Origin of the sequence: Corynebacterium xerosis NBRC 16721 = ATCC 373 (assembly GCF_001552415.1) — a bacterium.
Taxonomy (GTDB): Bacteria; Actinomycetota; Actinomycetes; order Mycobacteriales; family Mycobacteriaceae; genus Corynebacterium; species Corynebacterium xerosis.
Map to the genome: position 1 here is coordinate 200,636 of NZ_BCRD01000005.1, position 23,089 is coordinate 223,724.

16 protein-coding genes are annotated in these 23,089 nt (G+C 70.9%); 3 read left to right on the forward strand and 13 right to left on the reverse strand.

Annotation, left to right across the window (positions count from 1 at the left end; all coding sequences use genetic code 11):
* Positions 1–60: 60 nt before the first annotated feature.
* Complete coding sequence (gene rpsP, locus CX1_RS09685; RefSeq protein ID WP_046650130.1) at positions 61–558, reverse strand: 30S ribosomal protein S16; 498 nt, start codon at positions 556–558, stop codon at positions 61–63.
* Between the two features lie 404 nt (positions 559–962).
* Between rpsP and CX1_RS09690 the strand changes: the two genes are divergently transcribed.
* Both CX1_RS09690 and CX1_RS12690 read left to right on the forward strand, forming a co-directional pair.
* Complete coding sequence (locus tag CX1_RS09690) at positions 963–3,032, forward strand: acyltransferase family protein (protein ID WP_060925586.1); 2,070 nt, start codon at positions 963–965, stop codon at positions 3,030–3,032.
* Positions 3,029–5,179, forward strand: a complete 2,151-nt coding sequence (locus CX1_RS12690; RefSeq protein WP_060925587.1) for an acyltransferase family protein — start codon at positions 3,029–3,031, stop codon at positions 5,177–5,179. Before CX1_RS09690 ends, CX1_RS12690 begins: the two co-directional genes overlap by 4 nt.
* Before the next feature lie 74 nt (positions 5,180–5,253).
* Here CX1_RS12690 and ffh read toward each other — a convergent pair whose 3' ends face one another.
* From ffh to ftsY, 4 genes are all read right to left on the reverse strand, one after another.
* Positions 5,254–6,864, reverse strand: a complete 1,611-nt coding sequence (ffh, locus tag CX1_RS09700; RefSeq protein WP_046651030.1) for a signal recognition particle protein — start codon at positions 6,862–6,864, stop codon at positions 5,254–5,256.
* Positions 6,865–6,957: 93 nt separating this feature from the next.
* Entirely contained in the window at positions 6,958–7,299 is a 342-nt protein-coding gene (locus CX1_RS09705) for a P-II family nitrogen regulator (RefSeq protein ID WP_060925588.1), read from the reverse strand.
* 56 nt (positions 7,300–7,355) lie between these two features.
* Positions 7,356–8,696: an ammonium transporter gene (locus tag CX1_RS09710; RefSeq protein ID WP_060925589.1), complete on the reverse strand. Its 1,341-nt coding sequence runs from the start codon at positions 8,694–8,696 to the stop codon at positions 7,356–7,358.
* Positions 8,697–8,863: 167 nt separating this feature from the next.
* Entirely contained in the window at positions 8,864–10,522 is a 1,659-nt protein-coding gene (gene ftsY, locus CX1_RS09715; protein ID WP_046651031.1) for a signal recognition particle-docking protein FtsY, read from the reverse strand.
* Between the two features lie 84 nt (positions 10,523–10,606).
* Here ftsY and CX1_RS09720 point away from each other — a divergent pair, with 84 nt between their 5' ends.
* A complete protein-coding gene (locus CX1_RS09720) occupies positions 10,607–11,980 on the forward strand; it encodes an FAD-binding oxidoreductase (RefSeq protein WP_046651033.1) in 1,374 nt (457 codons plus the stop codon).
* 22 nt (positions 11,981–12,002) lie between these two features.
* On the opposite strand, the gene CX1_RS09725 is transcribed toward CX1_RS09720, so the two are convergent.
* From CX1_RS09725 to mutM, 8 genes are all read right to left on the reverse strand, one after another.
* Positions 12,003–13,181, reverse strand: a complete 1,179-nt coding sequence (locus tag CX1_RS09725) for an ABC transporter permease (RefSeq protein ID WP_146780694.1) — start codon at positions 13,179–13,181, stop codon at positions 12,003–12,005.
* Complete coding sequence (locus CX1_RS09730; RefSeq protein ID WP_060925590.1) at positions 13,178–14,101, reverse strand: ABC transporter ATP-binding protein; 924 nt, start codon at positions 14,099–14,101, stop codon at positions 13,178–13,180. Before CX1_RS09730 ends, CX1_RS09725 begins: the two co-directional genes overlap by 4 nt.
* Positions 14,098–15,507 (reverse strand): hypothetical protein, encoded by a 1,410-nt coding sequence (locus CX1_RS09735; protein ID WP_046651036.1) that lies wholly within the window; start codon positions 15,505–15,507, stop codon positions 14,098–14,100. Before CX1_RS09735 ends, CX1_RS09730 begins: the two co-directional genes overlap by 4 nt.
* 91 nt (positions 15,508–15,598) lie before the next feature.
* The gene (smc, locus tag CX1_RS09740) at positions 15,599–19,102 is read right to left on the reverse strand and encodes a chromosome segregation protein SMC (RefSeq protein WP_060925591.1); all 3,504 of its coding nucleotides are present in this window, start codon (positions 19,100–19,102) and stop codon (positions 15,599–15,601) included.
* Between the two features lie 85 nt (positions 19,103–19,187).
* Positions 19,188–19,493 (reverse strand): acylphosphatase, encoded by a 306-nt coding sequence (locus tag CX1_RS09745; RefSeq protein ID WP_244465360.1) that lies wholly within the window; start codon positions 19,491–19,493, stop codon positions 19,188–19,190.
* Positions 19,490–20,968 carry an alanine/glycine:cation symporter family protein gene (locus CX1_RS09750; RefSeq protein WP_060925612.1) on the reverse strand — a complete coding sequence of 493 codons (1,479 nt, stop codon included), beginning with the start codon at positions 20,966–20,968 and terminating at the stop codon, positions 19,490–19,492. Before CX1_RS09750 ends, CX1_RS09745 begins: the two co-directional genes overlap by 4 nt.
* Positions 20,969–20,973: 5 nt before the next feature.
* A complete protein-coding gene (locus CX1_RS09755) occupies positions 20,974–22,224 on the reverse strand; it encodes a glycosyltransferase 87 family protein (RefSeq protein ID WP_046649437.1) in 1,251 nt (416 codons plus the stop codon).
* Positions 22,221–23,084 carry a bifunctional DNA-formamidopyrimidine glycosylase/DNA-(apurinic or apyrimidinic site) lyase gene (mutM, locus tag CX1_RS09760; RefSeq protein WP_046649438.1) on the reverse strand — a complete coding sequence of 288 codons (864 nt, stop codon included), beginning with the start codon at positions 23,082–23,084 and terminating at the stop codon, positions 22,221–22,223. The genes CX1_RS09755 and mutM overlap by 4 nt, the downstream gene beginning before the upstream one ends.
* Positions 23,085–23,089: the final 5 nt, after the last annotated feature.

A 23,089-nucleotide genomic window follows, 5' to 3' on the forward strand; every position in this document is an offset into this window, starting at 1 on the left:
ATGCGAAAACGCCGCCGCCCTGCGCGGGCGACGGCGTCGTCGTAAAGCGAAGAGCCGAAATTACTCGGCGGACTCCTCGGCCGGAGCCTCCTCGGAAGCGGCGGCCTCCTTGGCCTCGGCGGCCTTGGCCTCCTCGGCCTCCTTCGCGGCCTTGGCCTCGGCGGCCTCCTTGGCGGCGCGGCGCTTCTCGGTGATGGCCTCGGCGGACGGGCCCTCGTTGGCCTCGGCCAGAGCCTGGTTGAACAGGTCCAGCTTCGACGGCTTCTCCTCGGCCACCTTCAGGGTGCCCTCGGCGCCCTCGATGCCCTTAAACTTCTGCCAGTCGCCGGTGACCTTCAGCAGGGCCAGGACGGGCTCGGTCGGCTGCGCGCCGACGGACAGCCAGTGCTGCGCGCGGTCGGAGTCGATCTTGATGACGGACGGCTCGGACTTCGGCTCGTAGGTGCCGATGTTCTCGATGACGCGGCCCGAACGACGGGTGCGGGCGTCGGCGATGACGACGCGGTAGTGCGGGGTGCGGATCTTGCCGATGCGCTGGAGCTTGATCTTGACGGCCATGTGGCGTCTTCCTCTCGGTCACGGGGCAATTCTTGTGACACCCCCGCAACGCTGGCGGGGGCCGGTTTTGCCCTTGGTTTGATCTGCGGGTGACCATCGGTCGACCGTGGTCGGGTCCGACGAACCGCAGCGTCGCCCACGCGGCGCGCGGACAACCCCGGAAACGATACCAGCGCCCGCCCCGCTGCCCAAAACACGGCCCGGACACGGCCCGGACACGGCCCGCGAGATTGCACTCCACGCGCACTGGTGCCGCCGAACCGAAACCGAATTGTTATTCTGACCGGCGTCCCGAACGCCCGCTCGCGCCGGTGCTCCCCGCCGCGCCACGACCCCCGAGGTGCCCACTGCACACGCCCGCCTCCGCCCGCGCCTACCGTCATGATCTCGACGGACTGCGCGGTTTGGCGATCGCGCTGGTGGTGCTCTTCCACGTTTTCGGCGGTTCGGTCTCCGGCGGCGTCGACGTGTTCCTGCTGTTGTCGGGCTTTTTCTTCCTCGGCTCGCAGATCCGCAACGCCGACCGGCCCGGGCAATCGATCAACCCCCTGCATTCGCTGTGGCGCACGGCCAGGCGGCTCTTGCCCGCGTTGCTGGTGGTGTTGGGCGCGACGACGGCCGCGGCCCTCGCATGGTTCCCCCAGCTGCAATCGCCGTCCATGGCCGCTCAGCTCACCGCCTCGGTTCTCTACCGGCAGAATCTGGCGCTGGCCAACCAGGTCCAGGACTACGCGGTCGCAGGTTCGACGGTCTCCCCGCTGCAGCACCTGTGGTCGATGTCCGTCCAGGGCCAGTTCTACGTCGGCGGCATCCTGCTCGTCTCCGCCATCGCCTTCCTGGTGCGGCGCGGTACCCGGGGCACGGGGGTCGCAGGAGGGTCGGTGCGCGCCATCATGCTGCCGATCCTGCTGGTGGCCACCGTCGCCTCCTTCGCCTACGCGACGTGGCTGCACGGCGGTTCGCAGGGCCTGAACTACTACTCCACGTGGTCTCGCATCTGGGAGATCACCGCGGGCGGGCTGCTCATCTACGCGGCCGCCGGCGTTTCCCTGCCCGATCGCGTGAAGCCGTGGTTGCCGCCGGTGGGCGTCGCGATGATCGTCTCGACCGGGTTCTTCCTCGACGGTGCCGGCCTCTTCCCCGGCCCCTGGGCGCTGTGGCCGCTGCTCGGTGCCGCACTCGTGGTCCTCGGCGGGGGCGCCGGCGTCACGTCGCGGCTGCTCGCCTCCGCTCCGATGAAGTGGCTCGGCGACGTCGCCTACGCCCTTTACCTCTGGCACTGGCCGCTGCTGATCCTGGGGATGCTGGCCATCGGCGCGAATGCCCCGGGGAAGAAGCTCGGCGTTGCCGTCGTCGCCGTTTCACTGGTACTGGCCTGGCTTACGCACCGTTTCGTCGAAAAGCCCCTCATGCAAAAGGGACGTCGCCCGGCGGTCGGCGACCGCCCCCTGCACGGGGCCGCCGATGCGCTGCGCACCTCGCGCGCCACACGCCGCCGCGCGGCTGCGGGGCTGGCGCTGGCCACCGTCGCGGTCCTGATGATCACCGCCTCCCCGGTCCAGCAGCACCGCATCGCCGTGGCCCGCGAGACCCCGCTCGACCCGGTGGCGTACCCCGGCGCCAGGGCCGTCACCGACGGCGCCGACGTGCCCGCCGGAGTGCCGCCGCGCCCGAGCCAGGACCTGATCAACAACATGTGGCCGCTGCCCGCGCAGGAGGGCTGCCTGTCCGTGCGCGGCGACGACCCCGATCTCGTGGCGACCACCAAGCGCCACACCGACGACTCCCCCTGCGTCTACGGCGACGTCGACGCCGACCGCTCGATCGTCCTGGTCGGCGGATCACACTCCGAGCAGTGGTTCTCCCCGCTCGAACAGGTCGCGATTGCCGCCGGATACCGCCTGGAGGTCATCCTGCGGCCCGGCTGCGCCACGTTCCTGGACTCGGTGTGGGACATGAACGACCTGTGCGCCGAATGGTCCGCCGCCGTCCTCGACCACTTCGCCGACGACCCGCCGGACGTCGTGGTGACCACGTCCAGCCGCCCCGGCTTCGAGAACACCGACTACACCCCGGACGGGTACGTCGAGTACTGGGCCGCCCTGGCCGACATCGGCATTCCCGTCGTGGCCATCCGCGACACCCCGTGGCTCGTCGACGAAAACGGCGACCCCTACAACGCCACCGATTGCGTGGCCACCGGCGGCGACCCCGTCGATTGCGGCCCCCGCCGCGACCGGGTGCTGTCCCCCGCCAATCCGGCCGACGGCATCCTGGCGCAGTGGCCGAACACGCTGAGCCTCGACTTCTCGGACGTCATCTGCCGCGAGGACGTGTGCCCGGCCGTCATCGGCAACATCTACGTCTACCGCGACGACAACCACCTGTCGGACCAATTCGCCGCGTCCCTGTCGGAGGAGATGAAGCGCCGCATGATCCCGTTCCTGGACGGCCTCGAAGGCGGTCGCGCATGACCGGCGGATACCGGCACGATCTCGACGGGCTGCGCGGCCTGGCCATCGCCTTGGTCGTGGCCTTCCACGTGTTCGACGGCCGGGTCTCCGGCGGCGTGGACGTCTTCCTGCTGCTGTCGGGCTTTTTCTTCCTCGGCTCGCAGATCCGCAATGCCGATCGACCCGAGCAGTCCATCAACCCGTGGTGGTCGCTGTGGCGCACCGCCCGGCGCCTGCTGCCGTCGCTGATCCTGGTGCTGGCGGCCACCACCGTCGCGGTGCTGGCCCTGGCCCCGGGGCTGCGCAACGGCGAAACCGCCTCGCAGTTGACCGCCTCGCTGCTGTACTTCCAGAACGTCGAACTGGCCGAGCAGGGCGCCGACTATGCCGCGGCCTCCAACCAGGTCTCGCCGCTGCAGCACCTGTGGTCGATGTCGGTGCAGGGGCAGTTCTATCTGCTGGGCATCCTCATCGTCTCGGCCGTGGGATTCGTGGTGCGGCGCATCGCGGCAACCGGGCGGCGGGCCCCGTCGACCGCCGCGGTGATGCTGCCCATCCTCGTCGCCGCCACGGCGGCGTCCTTCTGGTGGGCGCTGGTGCTCCACGCCGAGGACCAGGCCCTCAACTACTACTCCACCGCCACCCGCATGTGGGAACTGACGCTGGGCGCGCTCCTGGCATTGTTCGTCGCGCGGACACGCGCCCGTCTCTCCGCCCGAACCGATCGCACGCGTCTTCCCTCGGCACTGTCGTCTGCCGTGGCGCTCATCGGCGTAGCCATGATCGTGTCCACCGGGTTCTTCCTCGACGGCGCCGACTCTTTCCCCGGCCCCTGGGCGCTGTGGCCCCTGGGCGGCGCGGCCCTGGTCATCCTCGCCGGCGGGTCGGGCGCGGTGTCGCGGTTCCTCGGGTCGGGCCCCATGCGCTGGCTCGGCGACGTCGCCTATTCGCTGTACCTGTGGCACTGGCCGTTGCTCATCATCGCCATGTCCGCGCTGGACTTGTCGGAACCCAACGTCGGCATCGGCGTCGCGGTCATCGCCCTCTCCCTCGGACTGGCCTGGGCCACGCACGCCCTCGTCGAAAAGCCCCTCATGCAGCGCGGCAAGCGGCCCCGCCGCGACGCCCGCCCCGTCCGCTCGGCCCTGCGGTCGTTGAAGGCGCCCGCCGCCCGCGGCCGGGCCTTCGGCGGCGTCGTGCTGGCCGCGGCGGCGGTGACCATGCTGCTGGCCGGCCAGGAGCACGCCAACCGCCTCGCGGCGGCGTCCGAATGGTCCTTCGACCCGGTCGCGTACCCGGGCGCGCGGGCGCTTTACGACGGAGCCCACGTCCCCGAGGACGTCGACCCCGCGCCGTCCGCCGACCTCATCGGCGAGATCTACCCGAAGATCGGCGACGAAGGCTGCATGACCTACACGGGCGAACCCGGGGACGTCTTCCGCGACGTCCGGCTCGGCGGCCCGCGGGAAGGCGAGCCGTGCGTTTACGGCGACCCCGACGGGGCGAAGACCATGTACCTGATCGGCAGCTCCCACTCCGAGCAGTGGGGCAACCTGCTCGACCGCATCGCCCGCGACAACGGGTGGCGGCTGATCCCCTTCATCCGCCAGGGCTGCGTGGTCACCACCGGGCCCGACGCGGACACGTCGGACCCCGACTGCGCCGAATGGAGCGACCGGCTGCTCGACCGCATCGCCGCAGAGCAGCCGGACCTGGTCATCTCCAACTCGACGCGCCCCGGCGGCGGCTGGGGCGAAGGCGTCGACGAGGTCTCCCCCGGCGCGGCCGCGGCCATGCGGGCCATCGACCGCGCCGGCGTGCCCTTCGTGGGCATCCGCGACAACCCGTGGCACCTCGACGGGCCCGCCGATCAGCGCAACATCCCCGCCTGCCTCGCCTCCGGTGGCACGCCCGAAGAGTGCGGCACCCGCCGCTCCGAGGCGCTCGCCCCAGTCGACCCCGCCGCCCGCCTTCTGGAATCCTTCGACCGCGCCTGGTCCATCGACCTCAACGACTTCATCTGCGACGGCGGCCACTGCCCCGCCGTCGTCGGCAACATCATCGTCTACCGCGACTCCAACCACCTGTCCGTCGCCTATGCCGACACCCTCCAGCCCATGCTTGCGCTGGAACTCGAGCCGATCCTCCGGGAACTCGAAAGGGACTGAGCGGCGCAAACGAAGAACGGGCCGGCCACGATCGTGGCCGGCCCGTCGTCAAGCGGGGTCTTTCCCGGGAAAACCTAGCGGCCCTTGCCGCCCTGCCCGAAGTCCAGGTTGTCCAGGTCGATGCCCTCCATGCCCGGGGGCATCTTGCCCTTCATCTGCTTCTGCAGCTCCGACATGTCCGGCATGCCGCCGCCCATGCCCGGCATCCCCGGCATCCCGGGCATTCCCGGCATGCCGGGCATCCCGCCCTGGCGCATCGACTTCGGCGGCGTCGGACCGCGGCCCTTGCCCTTCTTGCCCTTGCGGCCCTTCTTGTTCTTGCGGTTCGACGGGCGGCCGCCGGGCATGCCGAACTTGCCGGCCATCTGGGCCATCATCTTGCGGGCCTCGAAGAAGCGGTCCACCAGCTGGTTTACCTCGCTGACCGCGACGCCCGAACCGGCGGCGATGCGCTTGCGGCGCGACGCGTTGAGGATCTTCGGGTCGTTGCGCTCGGCCGGGGTCATGCCGCGGATGATCGCCTGCATGCGGTCGAGGTGCTTCTCGTCGACCATGTCGGCCATTTCGGACATCTGCGCGCCGCCGGGCAGCATCTTCAGGATGTTGCCGATCGGGCCCATCTTGCGGACCATGAGCATCTGCTCGAGGAAGTCCTCCAGCGTCAGCTCGCCGGAACCCATCTTGGCGGCGGTCTTCTCCGCCTCGGACTGATCGAAGACCTGCTCGGCCTGCTCGATCAGGCTGAGCATGTCGCCCATTCCCAGGATGCGGCTGGCCATGCGCTCCGGGTGGAAGACGTCGAAGTCCTCCAGCTTCTCGCCCGTCGACGCGAACATGATCGGCTTGCCGGTGACCTCGCGGATCGACAGGGCGGCGCCGCCGCGGGCGTCGCCATCGAGCTTGGTCAGCACCACGCCGGTGAAATCGACGCCGTCGCGGAAGGCCTCGGCGGTGACGACGGCGTCCTGGCCGATCATCGCGTCGATGACGAACAGGACCTCGTCGGGGTTGACGGCGTCGCGGATGTCGCGCGCCTGCGTCATCAGCGTCTCGTCGATGCCGAGACGGCCGGCGGTGTCCACGATGACGACGTCGTGCTGGGTGCGCTTGGCTTCCTCGATGCCGGCCTGGGCCACGGCCACGGGGTCGCCGTGGGAGGTGCCCATCTCGTGCTCGTAGGAGTCCATCGACGTGCCGGGGTCCGGCGCGAACGTGGGCACGCCGGCGCGCTGGCCGACGATCTCCAGCTGCTGCACGGCGCCCGGGCGCTGCAGGTCGCACGCCACCAGCATCGGGGTGTGGCCCTGCTTGGCCAGGTGGCTGGCCAGCTTGCCGGCCAGGGTGGTCTTGCCGGCGCCCTGCAGGCCGGCGAGCATGATCACCGTCGGCGGGTTCTTGGCCAGGCGCAGGCGCTGCGTGTCGCCGCCGAGGATCTGCACGAGCTCCTCGTTGACGATCTTGACGACCTGTTGCGCCGGGTTCAGCGCCTGCGACACCTCCGCGCCGGCGGCGCGCTCCTTGATGCGCTTGATGAAGGCGCGCACCACGGGCAGGGAGACGTCCGCCTCCAGAAGGGCGAGGCGGATCTCGCGGGCGGTGGCGTTGATGTCCGCCTCGGACAGACGTCCCTTGCCGCGAAGATCCTTCAGCGCCCCTGTGAGCCGTTCGGAGAGTGATTCAAACACGGGTGGTCGATCTCCCTGATGGTGTCGATGTCATGGATGTAGCTTCACCACCATACCCGGCGCCCCCGCCCGGCACGCCAACCGCCGGGGCGGTCAGCGCAGGGCCGCGTCGCCCACTTCGCCGGTGCGCACGCGCACGGCGTCGGTGACTTCGGTGGCCCAGGCCTTGCCGTCGCCGATGGTGCCGGTGCGGGCGGCGTCGGCGATGACGGACAGGGTGGATTCGGCCATGTCGTCGGGGACCACGACGTCGAGCCGGAGCTTTTCGACGAAGGCCACGGCGTATTCGGCGCCTCGGTAGACCTCGGTGTGGCCCTGCTGCCGGCCGAAGCCGCGGACCTCGGAGACGGTCAGGCCCGATACCCCCGATTCCTCGAGGGCCGCCCGGACGCTTTCCAGGGTGGTGGGCTTGATGATGGCGGTGATGAGCTTCATGATCGTGGGCTCTCGCTTTCCTCGCTGCGGTGTTGCGGTTCGTGGACGTGGGGGTCTCAGCCCCGGACGATGACCGGGATGCCGCCGGAGCTGTCGTAGGCGGTTTCGCGGTGCTCGGCGTTGTCGACGCCGGCGCGCTCCTCGGTTTCGTCGATGCGCCAGCCCATCGCGGACTTCAGGCCCATGGCCAGGATCCAGGTGACCAGGCCGGAGAAGATCATGGCGACGACGGCGATGATGATCTGGATGGCGAAGAGCTTCAGGCCGTCGAGGCCGCCGCCGGTGAGCAGGCCGTCGCCGGAGGCCAGCAGGCCGACGCCCACGGTGCCCCACAGGCCGGCGACGAGGTGGACGCCGACGACGTCGAGGGAGTCGTCGAATCCGAAGCGGTACTTCAGGGACACGCCCAGGCAGGCCAGGGCGCCGCCGACGACGCCGAGGATCAGCGAGGTGACCGGAGTCAGCGCACCGGCTGCCGGGGTGACGGCGACCAGGCCGGCGACGATGCCGGAGGCGGCGCCGAGCGAGGTGGCGTGGCCGTAGCGCAGGCGCTCGACGGCGAGCCAGCCGAGCATCGCGGCCGCGGTGGCGGCGGTGGTGTTGACCCACGCCAGGCCCGCCATGCCGTCGGCGGCGAAGGCGGAACCGCCGTTGAAGCCGAACCAGCCGAACCACAGCAGCGCCGCGCCGAGCATGACCAGCGGGAGGTTGTGCGGGCGGTGCGCCTCACGCATGAAACCGTGGCCGCGGCCGATGACCAGGGCCAGGACCAGTGCGGCCATTCCGGCGTTGATGTGGACCACCGTGCCGCCGGCGAAGTCGATCGGCGCGATGGCCGCGACGGTCTCGCCGGCTTCGGTCACGGTGCCGAAGAGCATGGCGGACAGGGAGTCGGCGGAGTGGCTGAGCAGGCCACCGCCCCAGACCATGTGCGCCATCGGGAAGTACGCGAAGGTCGCCCACAGGCCGGTGAAGACCATCCAGGTGCCGAACTTCACGCGTCCGGCCAGCGCACCGGAGATCAGCGCCGTGGAGATCACCGCGAACGTCAGCTGGAAACCGACGTCGATGATGTTGGCGTACCCGGAGGCCCCGGCGACGTAATTGCCGGCGTCATCGGTGATCTGGCCGGAGAGGCCGAACTGCTCGAAGGGATCCGCGAAGATGCCCGCGAAAGAGTTGGAACCGTAGGACATCGACCAGCCCCACAGCACGTAGACGACGGTGACGACGCCGAGGGCGCCGAAGGACATCATCATCATGTTCAGTACGGCGCGGCGGCCGGTCATTCCGCCGTAGAACAGCGCCAGCGCGGGGGTCATCAGCAGCACCAGCGACGCGGAAATGAGCATCCACGCCGCGTTGCCGGAGTTCAGCACAACCTCATCGGGGGTCATCGCGTCTCCTATTTTCCTGTGTTCTCAATGGGACGCACATGAGTATCGGGGGGTGCTGTTACGGCGAAACCCGCCGAACGGTTACGTTTCCGTCACCATTCGGCGGGTTGGTGTTTCGCCGGCGTTGCGCTTGTTTCCGGGGGGTTACCGGAGCTCCGCGCCCGGGATCAGCCCAGGAGCGCGTCGACGAAGCCCTCGGGTTCGAACGGGGCGAGGTGGTCCGCGCCTTCGCCGAGGCCGACGAGCTTGACCGGCACCCCCAGCTCGCGCTGGACCTGGAAGACGATGCCGCCCTTGGCGGTGCCGTCGAGCTTGGTCAGCACGACGCCGGTGATGTCGACGACGTCGCGGAACGTGCGGGCCTGGATCAGGCCGTTCTGCCCGACGGTGGCGTCGAGCACGAGCAGGACCTCGTCGACGGCGGCCTTCTTCTCCACGACGCGCTTGACCTTGCCCAGCTGATCCATCAGGCCGGTCTTGGTGTGCAGGCGGCCGGCGGTGTCGATGAGCACCACGTCGGATCCGGCGTCGATGCCCTTGGCCACCGCGTCGAAGGCGATGGAGGCCGGGTCGGCGCCCTCGGGGCCGCGGACGGTGGTGGCGCCGACGCGGCGGCCCCAGGTCTCCAACTGGTCGGCGGCGGCGGCGCGGAACGTGTCGGCCGCGCCGAGCAGCACGTCATGGCCCTGGGCCACGAGCACGCGGGCGAGCTTGCCGGTGGTGGTGGTCTTGCCGGTGCCGTTGACGCCGACGACGAGCACCACGGCCGGCTTGCCCTCGTGCGGCAGCGCGCGGATGGAACGGTCCATCTCCGGTCCGCACTCCTCGATGAGCACCTCGCGCAGCAGGGCGCGCGCCTGGGCCTCCGAGGAAACGCCCCGGGAGGCGATGCGCTCGCGCAGCTTCTCGACGACGTTCATCGTCGCCGCAGTACCGAGGTCCGCCATGATCAGCGTGTCCTCGATCTCCTCCCACGCGTCCTCGTCGAGGTCGCCAGCGCCGAGAATGCCCAGCACCGACTGGCCGATGGCGTTCTGCGACCGGGACAGTCGGCCGCGCAGGCGGGAAATGCGGCCGTCGGCCGGATCGATGTCGTCGAGCTTCTGCTCCGGCACGACCGGGGCAACGGCCTCGGTGGCGACGTCGTCGACCTCGGCGGGGCGATCATCGACCGTCGCGGTCTCGGCGACCGGCTCGCGGACGACGCCGGCGTCGGCGTCGGTGTCTTCGGGAGCCTCCGCCACCGGCTCCGGTGCGAGATCGGCGGGCGGGACCACGTCGGGCGCCGGCTCATCGAGATCCTCGACCTCGGGCAGCGCCGGCTCGTCGGCGAGCTCCTCCGGAACCTCGGGGGCCTCCATGTCCTCGACGGCCTCGACGGACTCGACGGGGGTTTCGGGTTCGGCGGGGGCTTCGGGGTCCAGCTCGATGATCTCGGTTTCGACCGGCTCCGGCTCCGGCGCCGGCTCGGGCTCCGGCTCCGGCTGGGGCTGGGGCTCCACCTCCGGTTCGGGCTCCGCCACGGGCGCGGGCGGCACGGGCGGCGCGGGCGGGGCGGGCGGCGTGGCGCCCAGCTCCTGGCCGGGCAGCAGGTCGGGCTGCTTCTCCGGCTTCTTCGTCGGGGCCGGGGCGGCCGGGGCGAAGTTGAATCCGCCCGTGGCCTGGTAGTTGCCCGACTTCTCCGCCTGGGTCAACTCCTCCGGGGCCTTCTTCTCCTCGAACGAGATGGTGTTCTTCTTGCGGCGGGCCAGACCCACCAACAGCAGAATCACCAGCAGCAGCACCACGACAACCGCGGCGAGAATGATCCATTGCGTAACCGTCATGGCAACCAGTCTTGCAGGTTCTCCCGCATCCGGCCCACCCCGGGGCACGGTGCCCGGGTGCGGCGGCCGCAATACAGTGGCCTCATGGCATCGCCCGCAATCCAGGAACTCACCGATTCGCTGCCCGACGGCACCGTGATAGTCGACGCCGACGTCGCCGCCACCTACTCTCGCGACCGCACCGACGTGCTCGCCGCAGGGGCTCCCCTGGCCGTCGTTTCGGCCCGCTCCACCGACGACGTCGCCCGCGCGATGGCGTGGGCCCACGCCCACGACGTGCCCGTCGTCACGCGAGGAGCCGGGACCGGCCTGTCCGGTGGGGCCACCGCGACGCCCGGCTGCCTGGTCCTGTCGCTGGCGAAGATGAACCGGATCCTGTCCATCGAACCCGACGATTTCGTCGCGCGCGTGGAGGCCGGCGTGATCAACGGGGATCTGGACCGCGCCGCGAAGCCCCACGGGCTGATGTACGCGCCGGACCCGTCGAGCATGGACATCTCGACGATCGGCGGCAACATCGCCACCAACGCCGGCGGGCTGCGCTGCGTCAAGTACGGAGTGACCCGCAACTCGGTGCGATCCCTGACCGTGGTGCTCGCCGACGGGCGCGTGCTGCGCACCGGCCACGACACCGTCAAGGGCGTGTCCGGGCTGGATATGGCCGGCCTGTTCTGCGGCTCCGAAGGCACGCTCGGGGTGATCACCGAGGCGACCGTGGCGCTGGTCCCCCGCCCCGCCGGCGACCCGGTCACCCTGCTGGCCCCCTTCCCCACGGCCGACGCCGCCCTCGGCGCGGTGTCGGCGGCCATGCGCCTGGGCGCGGACCCGGAGCTGATGGAATTCATGGACCGCCGCACCCTGCAGTCCATCGACGACTGGAAGGGCACCGACTTCGCATCCTCCGGCGGGATGGTGCTGTCCCAGGTCACGGGGCCGGATGCGGCGGCCCGGGCCGAGCTGATCGCGGAGGCGTTCCGGGCGGGCGGCGCCGACGACGTCGCGGTGTCGGCGAACCCCGCCGAGGGTGAACAGCTCATCGCCATCCGCCGCCTGGCGTATCCCGCCAAGGAACGCCTGGGCCACGCGTTGACCGAGGACGTGTGCGTGCCGCGGTCGCGGCTGGCGCACATGATGCGGTTCATCGACCGCCTCGCCGCGGAGAAGGACCTGACCATCTGCACGGTCGCCCACGCCGGCGATGGCAACCTCCACCCCGTGTTCATCTACGACGGCGCTACGCCGGCCGACGTGCCCGGCGTCGTGTGGGAATCCGCCGGCGAGATCTTCCGCGAGGCGCTGCGCGTCGGCGGGACGTTGACCGGCGAGCACGGCGTCGGCACTCTCAAGCGGCGGTTCCTGGCCGAGGAACTCGGCGACGTCGGCGTGGACGTCCAGCGGGCGATCAAGGCGGCGCTGGACCCGAAGGGCCTGCTCAATCCGAGCAAGGCGCTGGCCTGAATCGGTCCCGCCCCGGCGGCGATCAGGCGATGCGCACGCCCTTGGGCAGCGACCCTGCGGGCACCTTCAGCCGCCGGAGCGCGAACGCGACGCCGAGCCCGCCGAGCAGCAGGTTGATGGCCAACCCCGGGGCCCACTTCCAGCCCGGGCCCTCCTCCACCGGCCGCGGGGTCGCCTGGGTGATCCCGCCGTCGCCGGGCTCGCGCATCGAATCGGCGAGCTCCGCGCACGTCTCGGGCTGCCGCTCGGGTTCGTGGAAGGTGCGGTCGACGACGTCGCGGACGATCGGCGTGATGCCCGGCGCGTCGCCGGAGTACGGCAGGGCGTCGGACAGCACGACCACGGGGTTGGGCAGGAACGTCCACGCCAGCGCGCGGGTGTCCACGGTCCGCAGTTCGGTGATTTCTTCGCGGCACCAGCTGCCGGTGTCCTCGAGGTCGAGGTTCTCGTCGTACCGCGTCATGTAGGCCACCTGCCGCATTTCGCGTTGTTCCATCAGCGGCATGGACAGCAGGAACACCACGGGCAGGCCGATGACCAACACCGCGACGATGAGGTAGGACAGCATCGTCGACGACGCGGTGCGCGGGGTCAGCGCCGACATGCCCAGCCCCATCCCCGACACGCCCAGCAACAGCAGCGCCACCACGGCCACGCCGAGAATCATCGCCCACCACGGCATGCCGCCGCGGATGACGGTCCACAGCAGCACCGGCAGGCTCACCGCGAGGAAGGCCAGCGAGGCCAGCCAGGCGGCCAGCAGCTTTCCGACGGCCACCGTCCACGTCGGCACCGGCGCCGCCTGGATCAGGGCCAGCACTCCATCACGGCGGTCGCCGTTGATGGAGGACGCGGTTTGGGCCGGGGCGACGAGCAACCCGACCAGCAGCACGAACAGCAGCGTGCCGGTGGCGATGGCTTCGGCGGACGCGCGCGCCCACGCCTGCTCGTCGCCGGACAACCCCGGGCCCACCGCCCCGAAGAAGACGGTCTGCAGGACCACCGTGGCCACCAGCACCACGAACCAGCCGATGAGCAGCACCCGCCACCTGGTCGATCGCGCCCGCTGGGTCAGCTCCAGAGACAACACTCCCCGCAGCGCCTCCCACGTGCCGGGCCCGGAGGCTCGGCCGCGGCGAGCCGGGGTCGTCATCTCCGGGTTCGTCATTTCCGGGGTCGTCGCATCGTTCTTGTCCGTCACCGTTCCGCCCGCCATTCCAGGTATCGCGATTCCAGCGTCCTCCGGCCGAAGGACGCGACCACCACCCCCGCCGCCAACGCCCTGCCGAGCACGGCCGACGCGGCCTCCGGTTCGGCGGCGAAATCCGCCCACGTCACCGTCTGCCCCGAGCCGTCTCCGTCGCCGGCGCCGGAAACCGTCGCGCCCAGCGCCGCCCCCTCGGACTCCGCCCACCGGCGCAACGCTGCCCCGTCACCGTCGACGGTCACGCGCCACATCGGCGTCCGGCCGGCGGAGGCGGGCGGAAGCGTGCGGCCGTCGCGCATCATGATCACGTCGTCGACCATCTCCTCCAGCTCCGGCAGGATGTGCGAGCTTACGATGATCGCCGCCCCCGCCTCCGCCCGGCGCCGCAGGATATGGCGCAGCGCCACGCGGGAATCGGGGTCCAGCCCGGACGCCGGCTCGTCGAGAAGCAGCACCGCCGGATCGTGCACCAGCGCCCGGGCCAGCGACAGGCGCTGTTTCTGACCGCGCGAGAGCACGCGCACGCGGTTGCCGGCGAACTCCGACAGGCCGACCTCGGCGAGCAGATCGGTGGCGCGGGAGTTCGCGGTCGCCCGGTCCAGCCCGTAGATGCGGCCGAAGGCGGCGACGATCTCGTGCGCCGTCATGGTCTCCCACGTGCCCACGTGGTCGGGCATCCAGCCGATGCGGGCGCGGGCGGCGGGCCCGTCGGTGGCGGGATCCGCCCCATCGACGTCGACGCTGCCGGAGTCGGGGGCCAACAACCCGGCAAGCACCAGCAGCAGGGTCGTCTTGCCGCTGCCGTTGGGGCCGATCAGGCCCGTGATCACGCCGGGGGCGACATCGACGTCCGCATGCTCGATGGCCACCTTCCCATCGAACTCCCTGCGCACGTCCCGCGCCCTGATGCTCATGGCTCCAACGTATACCCCTGGGCCAATGCGTCGGCGAGGCATTCGGCGACGAAGAACTGTCCCCGCAGCTCCAGGCGGGCGGCGACGCTGCAGTGCGGTGCATCCGCCGGCAGCCCGATCGCCTCGGCGACGACGGACAGCGCTTCCCGCGGGTCCGCGGGGGGATCGCCGAGGCCCATCGCCGAAAACGCCGTGGCCCACGGGCCGTGCCCGGTGGTGGGCGGGACGTCGACGATCTCCATGTGCTTTTCGACGATGACGCGCACCCGTCCGCCCGCAGGGGAACCAGCGGCGAGGTGATCGGCGATGCTCGTGCCGACGGCGCCCTGGCGGCGCCAGCGCACCGACTTCGGGCCGAGCTCGCCGGGCAAGTTGACCGGGACGTCGAACGGGGCGCCCAGCAGGGCCGGGATGGCATGGGGGATCTCGTACGACACGTCGGCGGACACCGCGTCGTCGACGTCGACGAGCAGCGACCAGCGGCCCTGATGCACGTACATGCCCGACGTCATCTCCGGGCGCGCGTGATTGACCGGGTTCCGGTCCTCGCGCCCCGCCACCGTCCACGTGTCCGGGGCGGAACGGACGATGCCCGGCTCGGCGCCCAGGGCGTTGCGGATGGACGGCTTGGTGCGCCCGGGGATCAGCTCCGCGAGCTGGGCGGTGGTCATGGGCCCGTCCGCCAGCGTGAGCACCGCCAGGGCCCGGTCGCCGATCGACCTGTCGCGCGTGAGCACGTGGCCGCGGAACAGGAAGCGGCAGCCCACGGTCGAGAGGTAGTCGGCCAACAATCCGGCGTCCACGCCGAGTGCCCCGGCCACGGCGGCGACGTCGGCCGCGCCGGTGTCGTCGGCGAATTCGCGCAGCACGGCGTCGACCCGGTCGGCCGCACCGTCGGCCACGAGCCAGCCGCAGCCGACCAGGGACCAGTCGGGGGCCACGGCCTCCACGACGTCGAGCAGATTGACGCCGGCGTCCGGGATTGGTTCCAGCAGACAGGGAACGGCCGCCAGCGCATCGGCGACGTGGGCGAACGGGCGGATGCGCCGCCGCAGGCCGTCGACGACGAGGCCGGTCAAGGGGCCGGAAGCCAGTTCCTCGCGCAGCGCGGCCTCGAGCTGGCGGACCCGCTCGCGGGTCAGATCAAGGTCGGCGCCGATGCTGTCGAGCGTGCGGCGGGTGATCATCCGCTCGCGCAGGATCACCGGCCAACGGGGGTCGCGCTGCACCACGTCGGCGATCTCGCCGACCGCGGCCACCAGCAGATCCCCGTGGACGGCCGAGGTCGCGTCGAGCAGCAACCGCGCCGGTTCGGGGACCGGGAGCGCCGCTGCTGCGTCGCCGGACAGCGACAGCCATTGGGCGAGCGCCAGATGCGCGTCGAAATCGGGCCCGGAAGCGGGCATCGGCCGTCACCTCCGGGGCGGTCGTCTTGGTCGGTCGACCAAGATCATATCCCACGCCCGCTCGGACCAGAAGCAAATCCAGGCAATCCCGTTAACCCTCGGCCGTCGGTGACATCCGTTGCGAGATAACGCGAGTGACGCCGTCGCCGCGCATGGTGACGCCGTACAGGACGTTGGCGACGTCCATGGTCGGCTTCTGGTGCGTGATGACGATCAGCTGCGACGACTCGCGCAACTCCTCCAGCAGCGCGATTAGCCGGCGCAGGTTGACGTCGTCGAGCGCGGCCTCGACCTCGTCGAGGACGTAGAACGGGCTGGGCCGGGCGCGGAAGATGGCCACCAGCATCGCCAGTGCCGTCAGCGACTTTTCGCCGCCGGACAGCAGCGACAGCCGCTTGACCTTCTTGCCCGGCGGCCGGGCCTCGACTTCGATGCCCGTGAGCAGCATGTCGTCGGGCTCGGTGAGAATGAGCCGGCCTTCGCCACCGGGGAACAGCGTGTCGAAGACCTTCGGGAACTCCCGCTCGACGTCGAGCCAGGCCTCGGTGAACAGCCGCAGGATGGTTTCGTCGACCTCCTCGACCACGGCCAGCAGGTCGGCGCGCGCCCGGCGGACATCGTCGAGCTGGGTGGACAGGAAGTCGTGGCGCTCCTCCATCGCCTTGAATTCCTCCAGCGCCAGAGGATTGACGCGGCCGAGCACGCGGAGGTCCTTCTCGGCCCGCTTGAGCCGGGCCTCGGCCTCGGCGCGGTCGAAGTCCTCCCCCGGCGCATGGGATTCCAGCAGGTCGGCGACGGGGACGCCGAGCTGGTCGATGATCGTCTCCTCCGCCTGGTCGACGCGCAGCTGCGCTTCGGCGCGGGCGATGTCGCCGCGGTGGGCGCCGTCGGTGAGTTCCGCGACGCGTTTGGCCGCCGCCGACGCGTCGGCGCGGGCCTTGTTCAATTCGGCGCCGATGGCCTTGCGGGTCGCCTCGAGCTCATCACGGTCGGCCGCTGCGCGTTCCAGGGACACCGACACCCGCTCCGCGACGTCGCCGGACAACTCGGCGACGGTGGCCGCCAGCGCGCGGGATCGTTCCCGGCGCAGCTGGGCCGCTTCGTGGCGGGCGCGGGCCTGCCGCTCCGCAGTTGCTTGGCGACGCAGCCTCTCCGCCCTGCCCCGCACTCCGCCGGAGCGCTCTTCCGCCGTGCGCAGCGCCAGGCGCGCTTCGGTTTCCATGGCGCGGGCCTGGGCCAGCGCGGCGGCGGCGTGGTCGCGCTCCTCGGTCGACGGCTCCCCGTCCGCGGGGTCGTCGTCGACGCGGGCGAGCCGGTCGGCGACGTCGTCGAGTTCCTCGCGGAGCTTCACCAGACGGTTTTCCGCTTCCTCCCGGCGGGCGGACGCACGCTCGGCGTCGTGGTCGACGCCGGCGAGTTGGGACTGGGCGCGGGTGCGGGCGTCGGAAAGGGCCTTCAGGCCGCGTTCATGCTCGCGCAGGGCGGCGCGGGCGGCCGCGGAATCGGTGCGGCGGTCCTCCTCTTCGGCGACGGCGCCGGCCAGCACGCCGGCGAGGTCCGCGAGTTCGTCGCGGGCAGCGGCGAGCTCTTCTTCGGCGGCGGCGATGCCCGCGCCGATCTCCACGCTGGACCGGGCGCCTCCGGATCCGCCGGAGACCCAGCCGGGGCCATGGAGACGGCCGTCGGCGGTGGCGGCACGCAGACGATTGTCCTCGTCGACGACCCGGCGGGCGGTGGCGGCGTCCGGGCACAACACGACGTCGACGAGCAGCCCCGACAGCGCGGCGGACAGCTCCACCGGGTGCTCCACCACGTCCAGCGCCCACGTGCAGCCCGCCGGGGCGGACGCGTCGAGGCGCCAGCCATCGCTGCCGCCGCCGGGTTCCACGACGACCGCGTGGCCGGCGGCGGCGTCGGAAAGCTCCGTGATCAAGTCGTCGGCGGAATGGCCGGTGCCTCCCGATTCCCCGGGATCCCCCGCCACCAGCGCTTCGGCGGCAGGTCCCAGCGCTGCGGCGATGGCCGAATCCCATCCGCCGGTGACGTGCAGTGCACCGGAGAGGGCGGGCAGATCGTGGGCGTCGCGCAACCAGCCCGCGCCGTCGGTGGCCGCGGCGCGGCGGGCGGCGTCGAGGGCCTCGATGCGCGCGGACAGGCCGGACACCGATTTCTCCAGAGTCCGCTCCCGGTCGCGGAGTTCCTTCACGCGGGCGGTGGCGGCGGTGGCTTCGGCGGCGGCGCGTTCGTTGGCGCGGGCGAGTTCGGGGCCGGCGGTTTCGGCTTCGGCCAGGACCTCGGCGGCGTCCTCCAGCGCGTCGGCGGCGTCGTCGCGGCGCTGGCCCGCTTCGGCGACATGCTCGGCCAGGCGCGCGGACTCCGCTTCGGCGGATTCGATGCGCATGCGCAGCGATTCTTCGGCGGCGACCAGGCGGACGACGCCTTCGCGGCGGTCGGCCAGCGCGCGGACCTGGGCCATGTGCTCGGACTCGGCGGCGCGGAAGGCGTCCTCTGCTTCGGCCAGGACGTCGCGGACGGATTCCAGGCGCTCCCGGGTTTCCGCCTCTGCCTCCGCCAGTTCCTCTTCCTCGGCGGCGGCGCGCACGGCGCGGGCCTCCAGGTCCTCGGGGTCCTGGCCCGTCCACGGCGCCGGCGCGGAATCGGCCGCGCGGTCGGCGGCGATGCGGCGGGTGGCGCCGACTCGCTCGGACAGCGCGGACAGACGGAACCACAGCTCGCGGGCGGCGTCGGCGCGCGGCGTGACGTCCTCCAACTCCGCTTCGAGATCATCCCGGCGCTCGGCGGCCGCTTCGGCCAGTTCCTCCTGCGCAGCCACCTTGTCGGCGACCATTTTCGCGCGCGCGGCGGCGTCGGAAAGCGCTTCCCGCAACGCGACGAGATCCGCCGCGGCCAACGCCAACTTGACCTCGCGCAGATCCGCCTGGACGGTCTGCGCGCGGCGGGCGGCCTCGGCCTGGCGGGCCAGGGGCTTGAGCTGCCGGCGCAACTCCCCGACCAGGTCATCCAGACGGTCGAGGTTGCCCTGCATCGCCTGCAGCTTGCGCTGGGCCTTTTCTTTGCGACGCCGATGCTTGAGCACGCCGGCGGCTTCCTCGATGAAGGCGCGGCGCTCCTCCGGGCGCGATTCGAGAATCTGGGCCAGACGGCCCTGGCCGACGATGACGTGCATTTCGCGGCCGATGCCGGAGTCGCTGAGCAGCTCCTGGACGTCCATGAGACGGCAGCGGGAGCCGTTGATCTCGTATTCGCTGGCCCCGTCGCGGAACATGCGGCGCGTGACGGAGACTTCGGAGTACCCGATCGGCAGCGCGCCGTCGGAGTTGTCGATGGTCAGCGTCACCTCGGCGCGGCCCAGCGGCTTGCGGCCGGAGGTGCCGGCGAAGATGACGTCCTCCATCTTGCCGCCGCGCAGGGTTTTCGCGCCCTGCTCGCCCATCACCCACGCCAGGGCGTCGACGACGTTGGACTTGCCGGAGCCGTTCGGGCCGACGACCGCGCAGATGCCCGGCTCGAACTTCAGCGTGGTCGCCGACGCGAAGGACTTGAAGCCCTTGAGAGTCAGCGATTTGAGGTGCACGACAGGACATTCTGCCATGTCGGGCCGTGCGATCCGGTGATGACGGGGCGCCGCGCGGTTCGGGAAGTGCGGGCCGGCGCGTGGGCTACTTGCGGTCGAAGCCCCCGTAGCCGCCGCGGGCGTCGCCGAAATCGGCGACGACGGTGGACACCGAACCGGGCGCGTCGGGACCCTCCAGCCATGCGAGCAGATCCTCGCACGCCGTCGCCGGCCCCTCCGCGACGACGAGCACCCGGCCGTCCGGGTAGTTCTTCGCGTAGCCGGTCAGCCCCAGTTCCAGGGCGCGGACCCGGGTGGCCCACCGGAAGCCGACGCCCTGCACGTGGCCGTGCGCCCAGGCGGTCAGGCGGGTGCCCGCCGGTTCTTCGCCCGTCACTTCTGCACCCGTCACTTCTGAACCGCGGCCGAGCCACCGTCGTCGGTGCGCACGGTCATCGGGTCGGAGCCGTCCCAGCATTCGATGTTCTCGTGCCCGCGGATCCCGGGGATGTCGTCGCGGTGGTACACGGGGTTGAGGCCCTTGGACTTCTGCGCCGCATAGTTGCCCAGCAACGCCACGGCCACGCCGCCCAGCGGCAGGATCGCCGCGATGTTGATGGTGGCCATCAGCGCCGAGAACACGTCCGCCAGCGCCCACACCAGCGGCACCGAACCGATCGCGCCACCCAGGACGCACAGCATGATCAGGGCGCGCACGCCGTTGAGCAGAGCCTTGCTGTCGTTGAGGAACGGGATGTTCGCCTCGGCGTAGTAGTAGTTGCCGACGATCGAGGAAAACGCCAGGAAGAAGATGATCACGGTGATCGCGTGGATCGCCCAGCCGCCGATCTGCGCCGCCAGCGCCGCCTGCGTCAGCGCCGTGCCCTCCGCGCCGGTGCCGTACTCGGGATTGGACAGCAGGATGATCACGGCGGTGACGGTGCAGACGATGATGGTGTCGAAGTAGACGCCCAGGGTCTGGATCAGGCCCTGCTTGCACGGGTGCGACACCGACGACGTCGCCGCCGCGTTCGGGGTCGAGCCCATGCCGGCCTCGTTGGAGAACAGGCCGCGGCGGACGCCCTGCATGATCGCGGTGCCGACCGCGGCGCCGGCGATCTCTCGGATGCCCAGGGCGTGCTCGACGATGAGCGCGAGCATCGACGGGACTTCGCGCCAGTTGATGGCCAGCACGATGATGCCCAGCAGGATGTAGGCGATGGCCATGACCGGGACGATGACCTGGGTGACCTTCGAGATGCGCTGGATGCCGCCGAAGATGATCAGGCCGGTGGCCGCGGCGAGCACCAGGCCGATGATGGTCTTCATGCTCAGCGAGTCGTTGCCCGTGGACTCGGCCACGGCGGCGGTGATGGAGTTCGACTGCACGGCGTTGAACACGAAGCCGTAGGTGACGGTGATCGCCAGCGCGAACAGGATGGCCAGCCAGCGCCACTTTTCGCCGAGGCCGCGGGTGATGTAGTACGCCGGGCCGCCGCGGTAGGAGTCCTTGTCCTTGACCTTGTACAGCTGGGCCAGGGTCGACTCCACGAAGCTGGTCGCGCCGCCGATGATGGCCAGCAACCACATCCAGAACACCGCGCCCGGGCCGCCCGTGGAGATGGCCACCGCCACGCCGGCGACGTTGCCGGTGCCCACGCGCGATGCGGCCGAAATGGTGAACGCCTTGAAGCTGGAGATGCCCTTGACGCCCTCCGAAATGTCGGAGGGCCTCTCGGTTATCGACCGGAACATCTCCGGCAGATAGCGGATCTGCACCAGGATCGTCCTGGCGCAGAAGTACAGGCCCGTCGCCACGAGCAGGGCGATCATGAACAGCCAGTATTTGTCGTTCCAGGCCGTTACGGCGCTAGTCGCGCTCTCCATCCACGTCATGCGTTAGACATTAGACCCGTCTGAGCCTTCGGTAAACGCTTGGACAGGAACCACAGCATCACCAAAGCGGCGACCGCCCACCACAGGTAGGAATTGCCGAACACGTGCCAGAAGACGCTCCAGTCCAGTTCCCGGCCTTGTTCCGCCGGAGCCAGCGCCTGTGGCTCCAGCGCAAAGCAGACCAGGCCCGAGAACACGAAGAACCAGGCGAGTCCGTTGCCGGCGCCATCGGAACGCAGGGCGAGCGCGGCCACCGCCACCACCATCACCGGCACCCACACCCAGTGGTGGGACCAGGACACGGGGGACGCGAGCAGGCCGAACAGCGCGTTGGCGCCGACCGCGAGGAACGGGTGGCCGTCGCGAAGCAACCGGAGCATGACCACGACCGTGACCGCCAGCGCGACCAGGACCAGCAACAGCCACAGTCCGCCGCCGGACTCTTCGGTGTGCAGGCCCAGGCGCCACAGCTCGGCGTCGATCGACTGGTTGGAGGCGTACATCGGCCCGCCGATGCGGCCGGTGTTGATCAGCGTGTCCGTCCAGTATTGGGTGGAATCGGCGGGGACGACGAGGTGGCCGAGCAACGTCAGCGCGCCGGCCGACGCCGCGATGCGCGCGATGCCCGCCCAATCCAGGCGCAGCAGGAACCACAGGCCGAACACCGCCGGCGTGAGTTTGACGGCGATGGCCGCGCCCGTGAGCAGGCCCCGGTACTTCGGCGGCACCACCAGCACGTCGATGGCCACCAGCGCCATGAGCATCACGTTGACCTGGCCGAAGGACAGGGTCGTGTGCACCGGCCCGAACCACAGCAGGGCGGTGGTCAACGCCAGTGCCAGCCATCCGGCGTCGGTGGGCGCCAGGCCGCCCAGCTTCACGACGACGACCTTCAGCACGTACCACAGCGCAACGATGGTCACCGCCGTGACCAGGACGAACGTCAACTGCAACGGGATCAGCGCCAGCGGCGCGAACAGCACCGCGGCGACGGGCGGATACGTGAACGGCAGCCAGATGTCGATGGACGTCGGGAACGCGCCGTCGTACAGCGGCAGCCCATCGAGCAAGCGCCGGCCGCCGACCGCGTAGACGTCGGCGTCGAGGAGGTAACGCGCGTTGCCCGAAAAGTCGATGAGCTTCGTCGCCGCCAGCGCCACGAAGGCCACGACGATGGCGATGCGCGCCCAGGTGGTGCGCAGAATGCCCGCCGCGGGAGTCCGGGTGCGGGAGGTGGCGGTCGTCATGGGGTCCTTCGGGGTAGGCGCTGGCAGCGCGGGCAGTGATAGCTGGAACGGTTCATGAAAGTCGAGCGGATGATGGGGGTGCCGCAGCGGCGGCACGGCCGGCCCTCCCGGCCGTACGCCTCCAGGTCGCGGGCGAAATAGCCGGACTCCCCGTTGACGTTGACGTACAACGCGTCGAAGCTGGTGCCGCCGACGGCGATCGCCCGGCCCATCACCTCGCGGCCGGCGCGCAGGAGCTTGGCCAACGTCCGCACCGACAGCTCATCGGCCGGTGTTTCGCCGTGGACGCGTGCGGCCCACAGCATCTCGTCGGCGTAGATGTTGCCGATGCCCGACACGACTTCCTGGTTGAGCAGCACCCGCTTTATGCCGCTGGTGCGGCGGCGGATGGCGTGCGCCAGGTTCACCGGGTCGACCGCCGGGTCCATGAGGTCGCGGGCGATGTGAGCGGCCGGCTCCGGTACGCCGTCGCCGCCCGCCCCGCAGGCCCACACCCACCCGAAGGTGCGCTGGTCGCGGAACTGCAGCGTAAGGCCGTCACCATCGGTCCCCTCCAATTCGAGGACCGCGCGCACGTGCGGCGACGGCGGCGATTCCGGGCCGGGGACGACCAGCTGGCCGCTCATGCCCAGGTGGATGAGCAACGCCGACTCGTCGTCGAGCGACAGCCACAGGAACTTGCCCCGCCGGCCGGTGCCCGTGATCGTGCGGTCGATCAGGCGTCCGGCGAACTCCCTCTCCCCGCCCGGCTGGCGGCGCACCGCGCGGTCGCGCAGCACCCGCGCACCAGTGATGCGCCTGCCTCGGACGTGCGGATCGAGGCCCAGGCGGATGGTCTCGACCTCGGGGAGTTCCGGCACCCGTC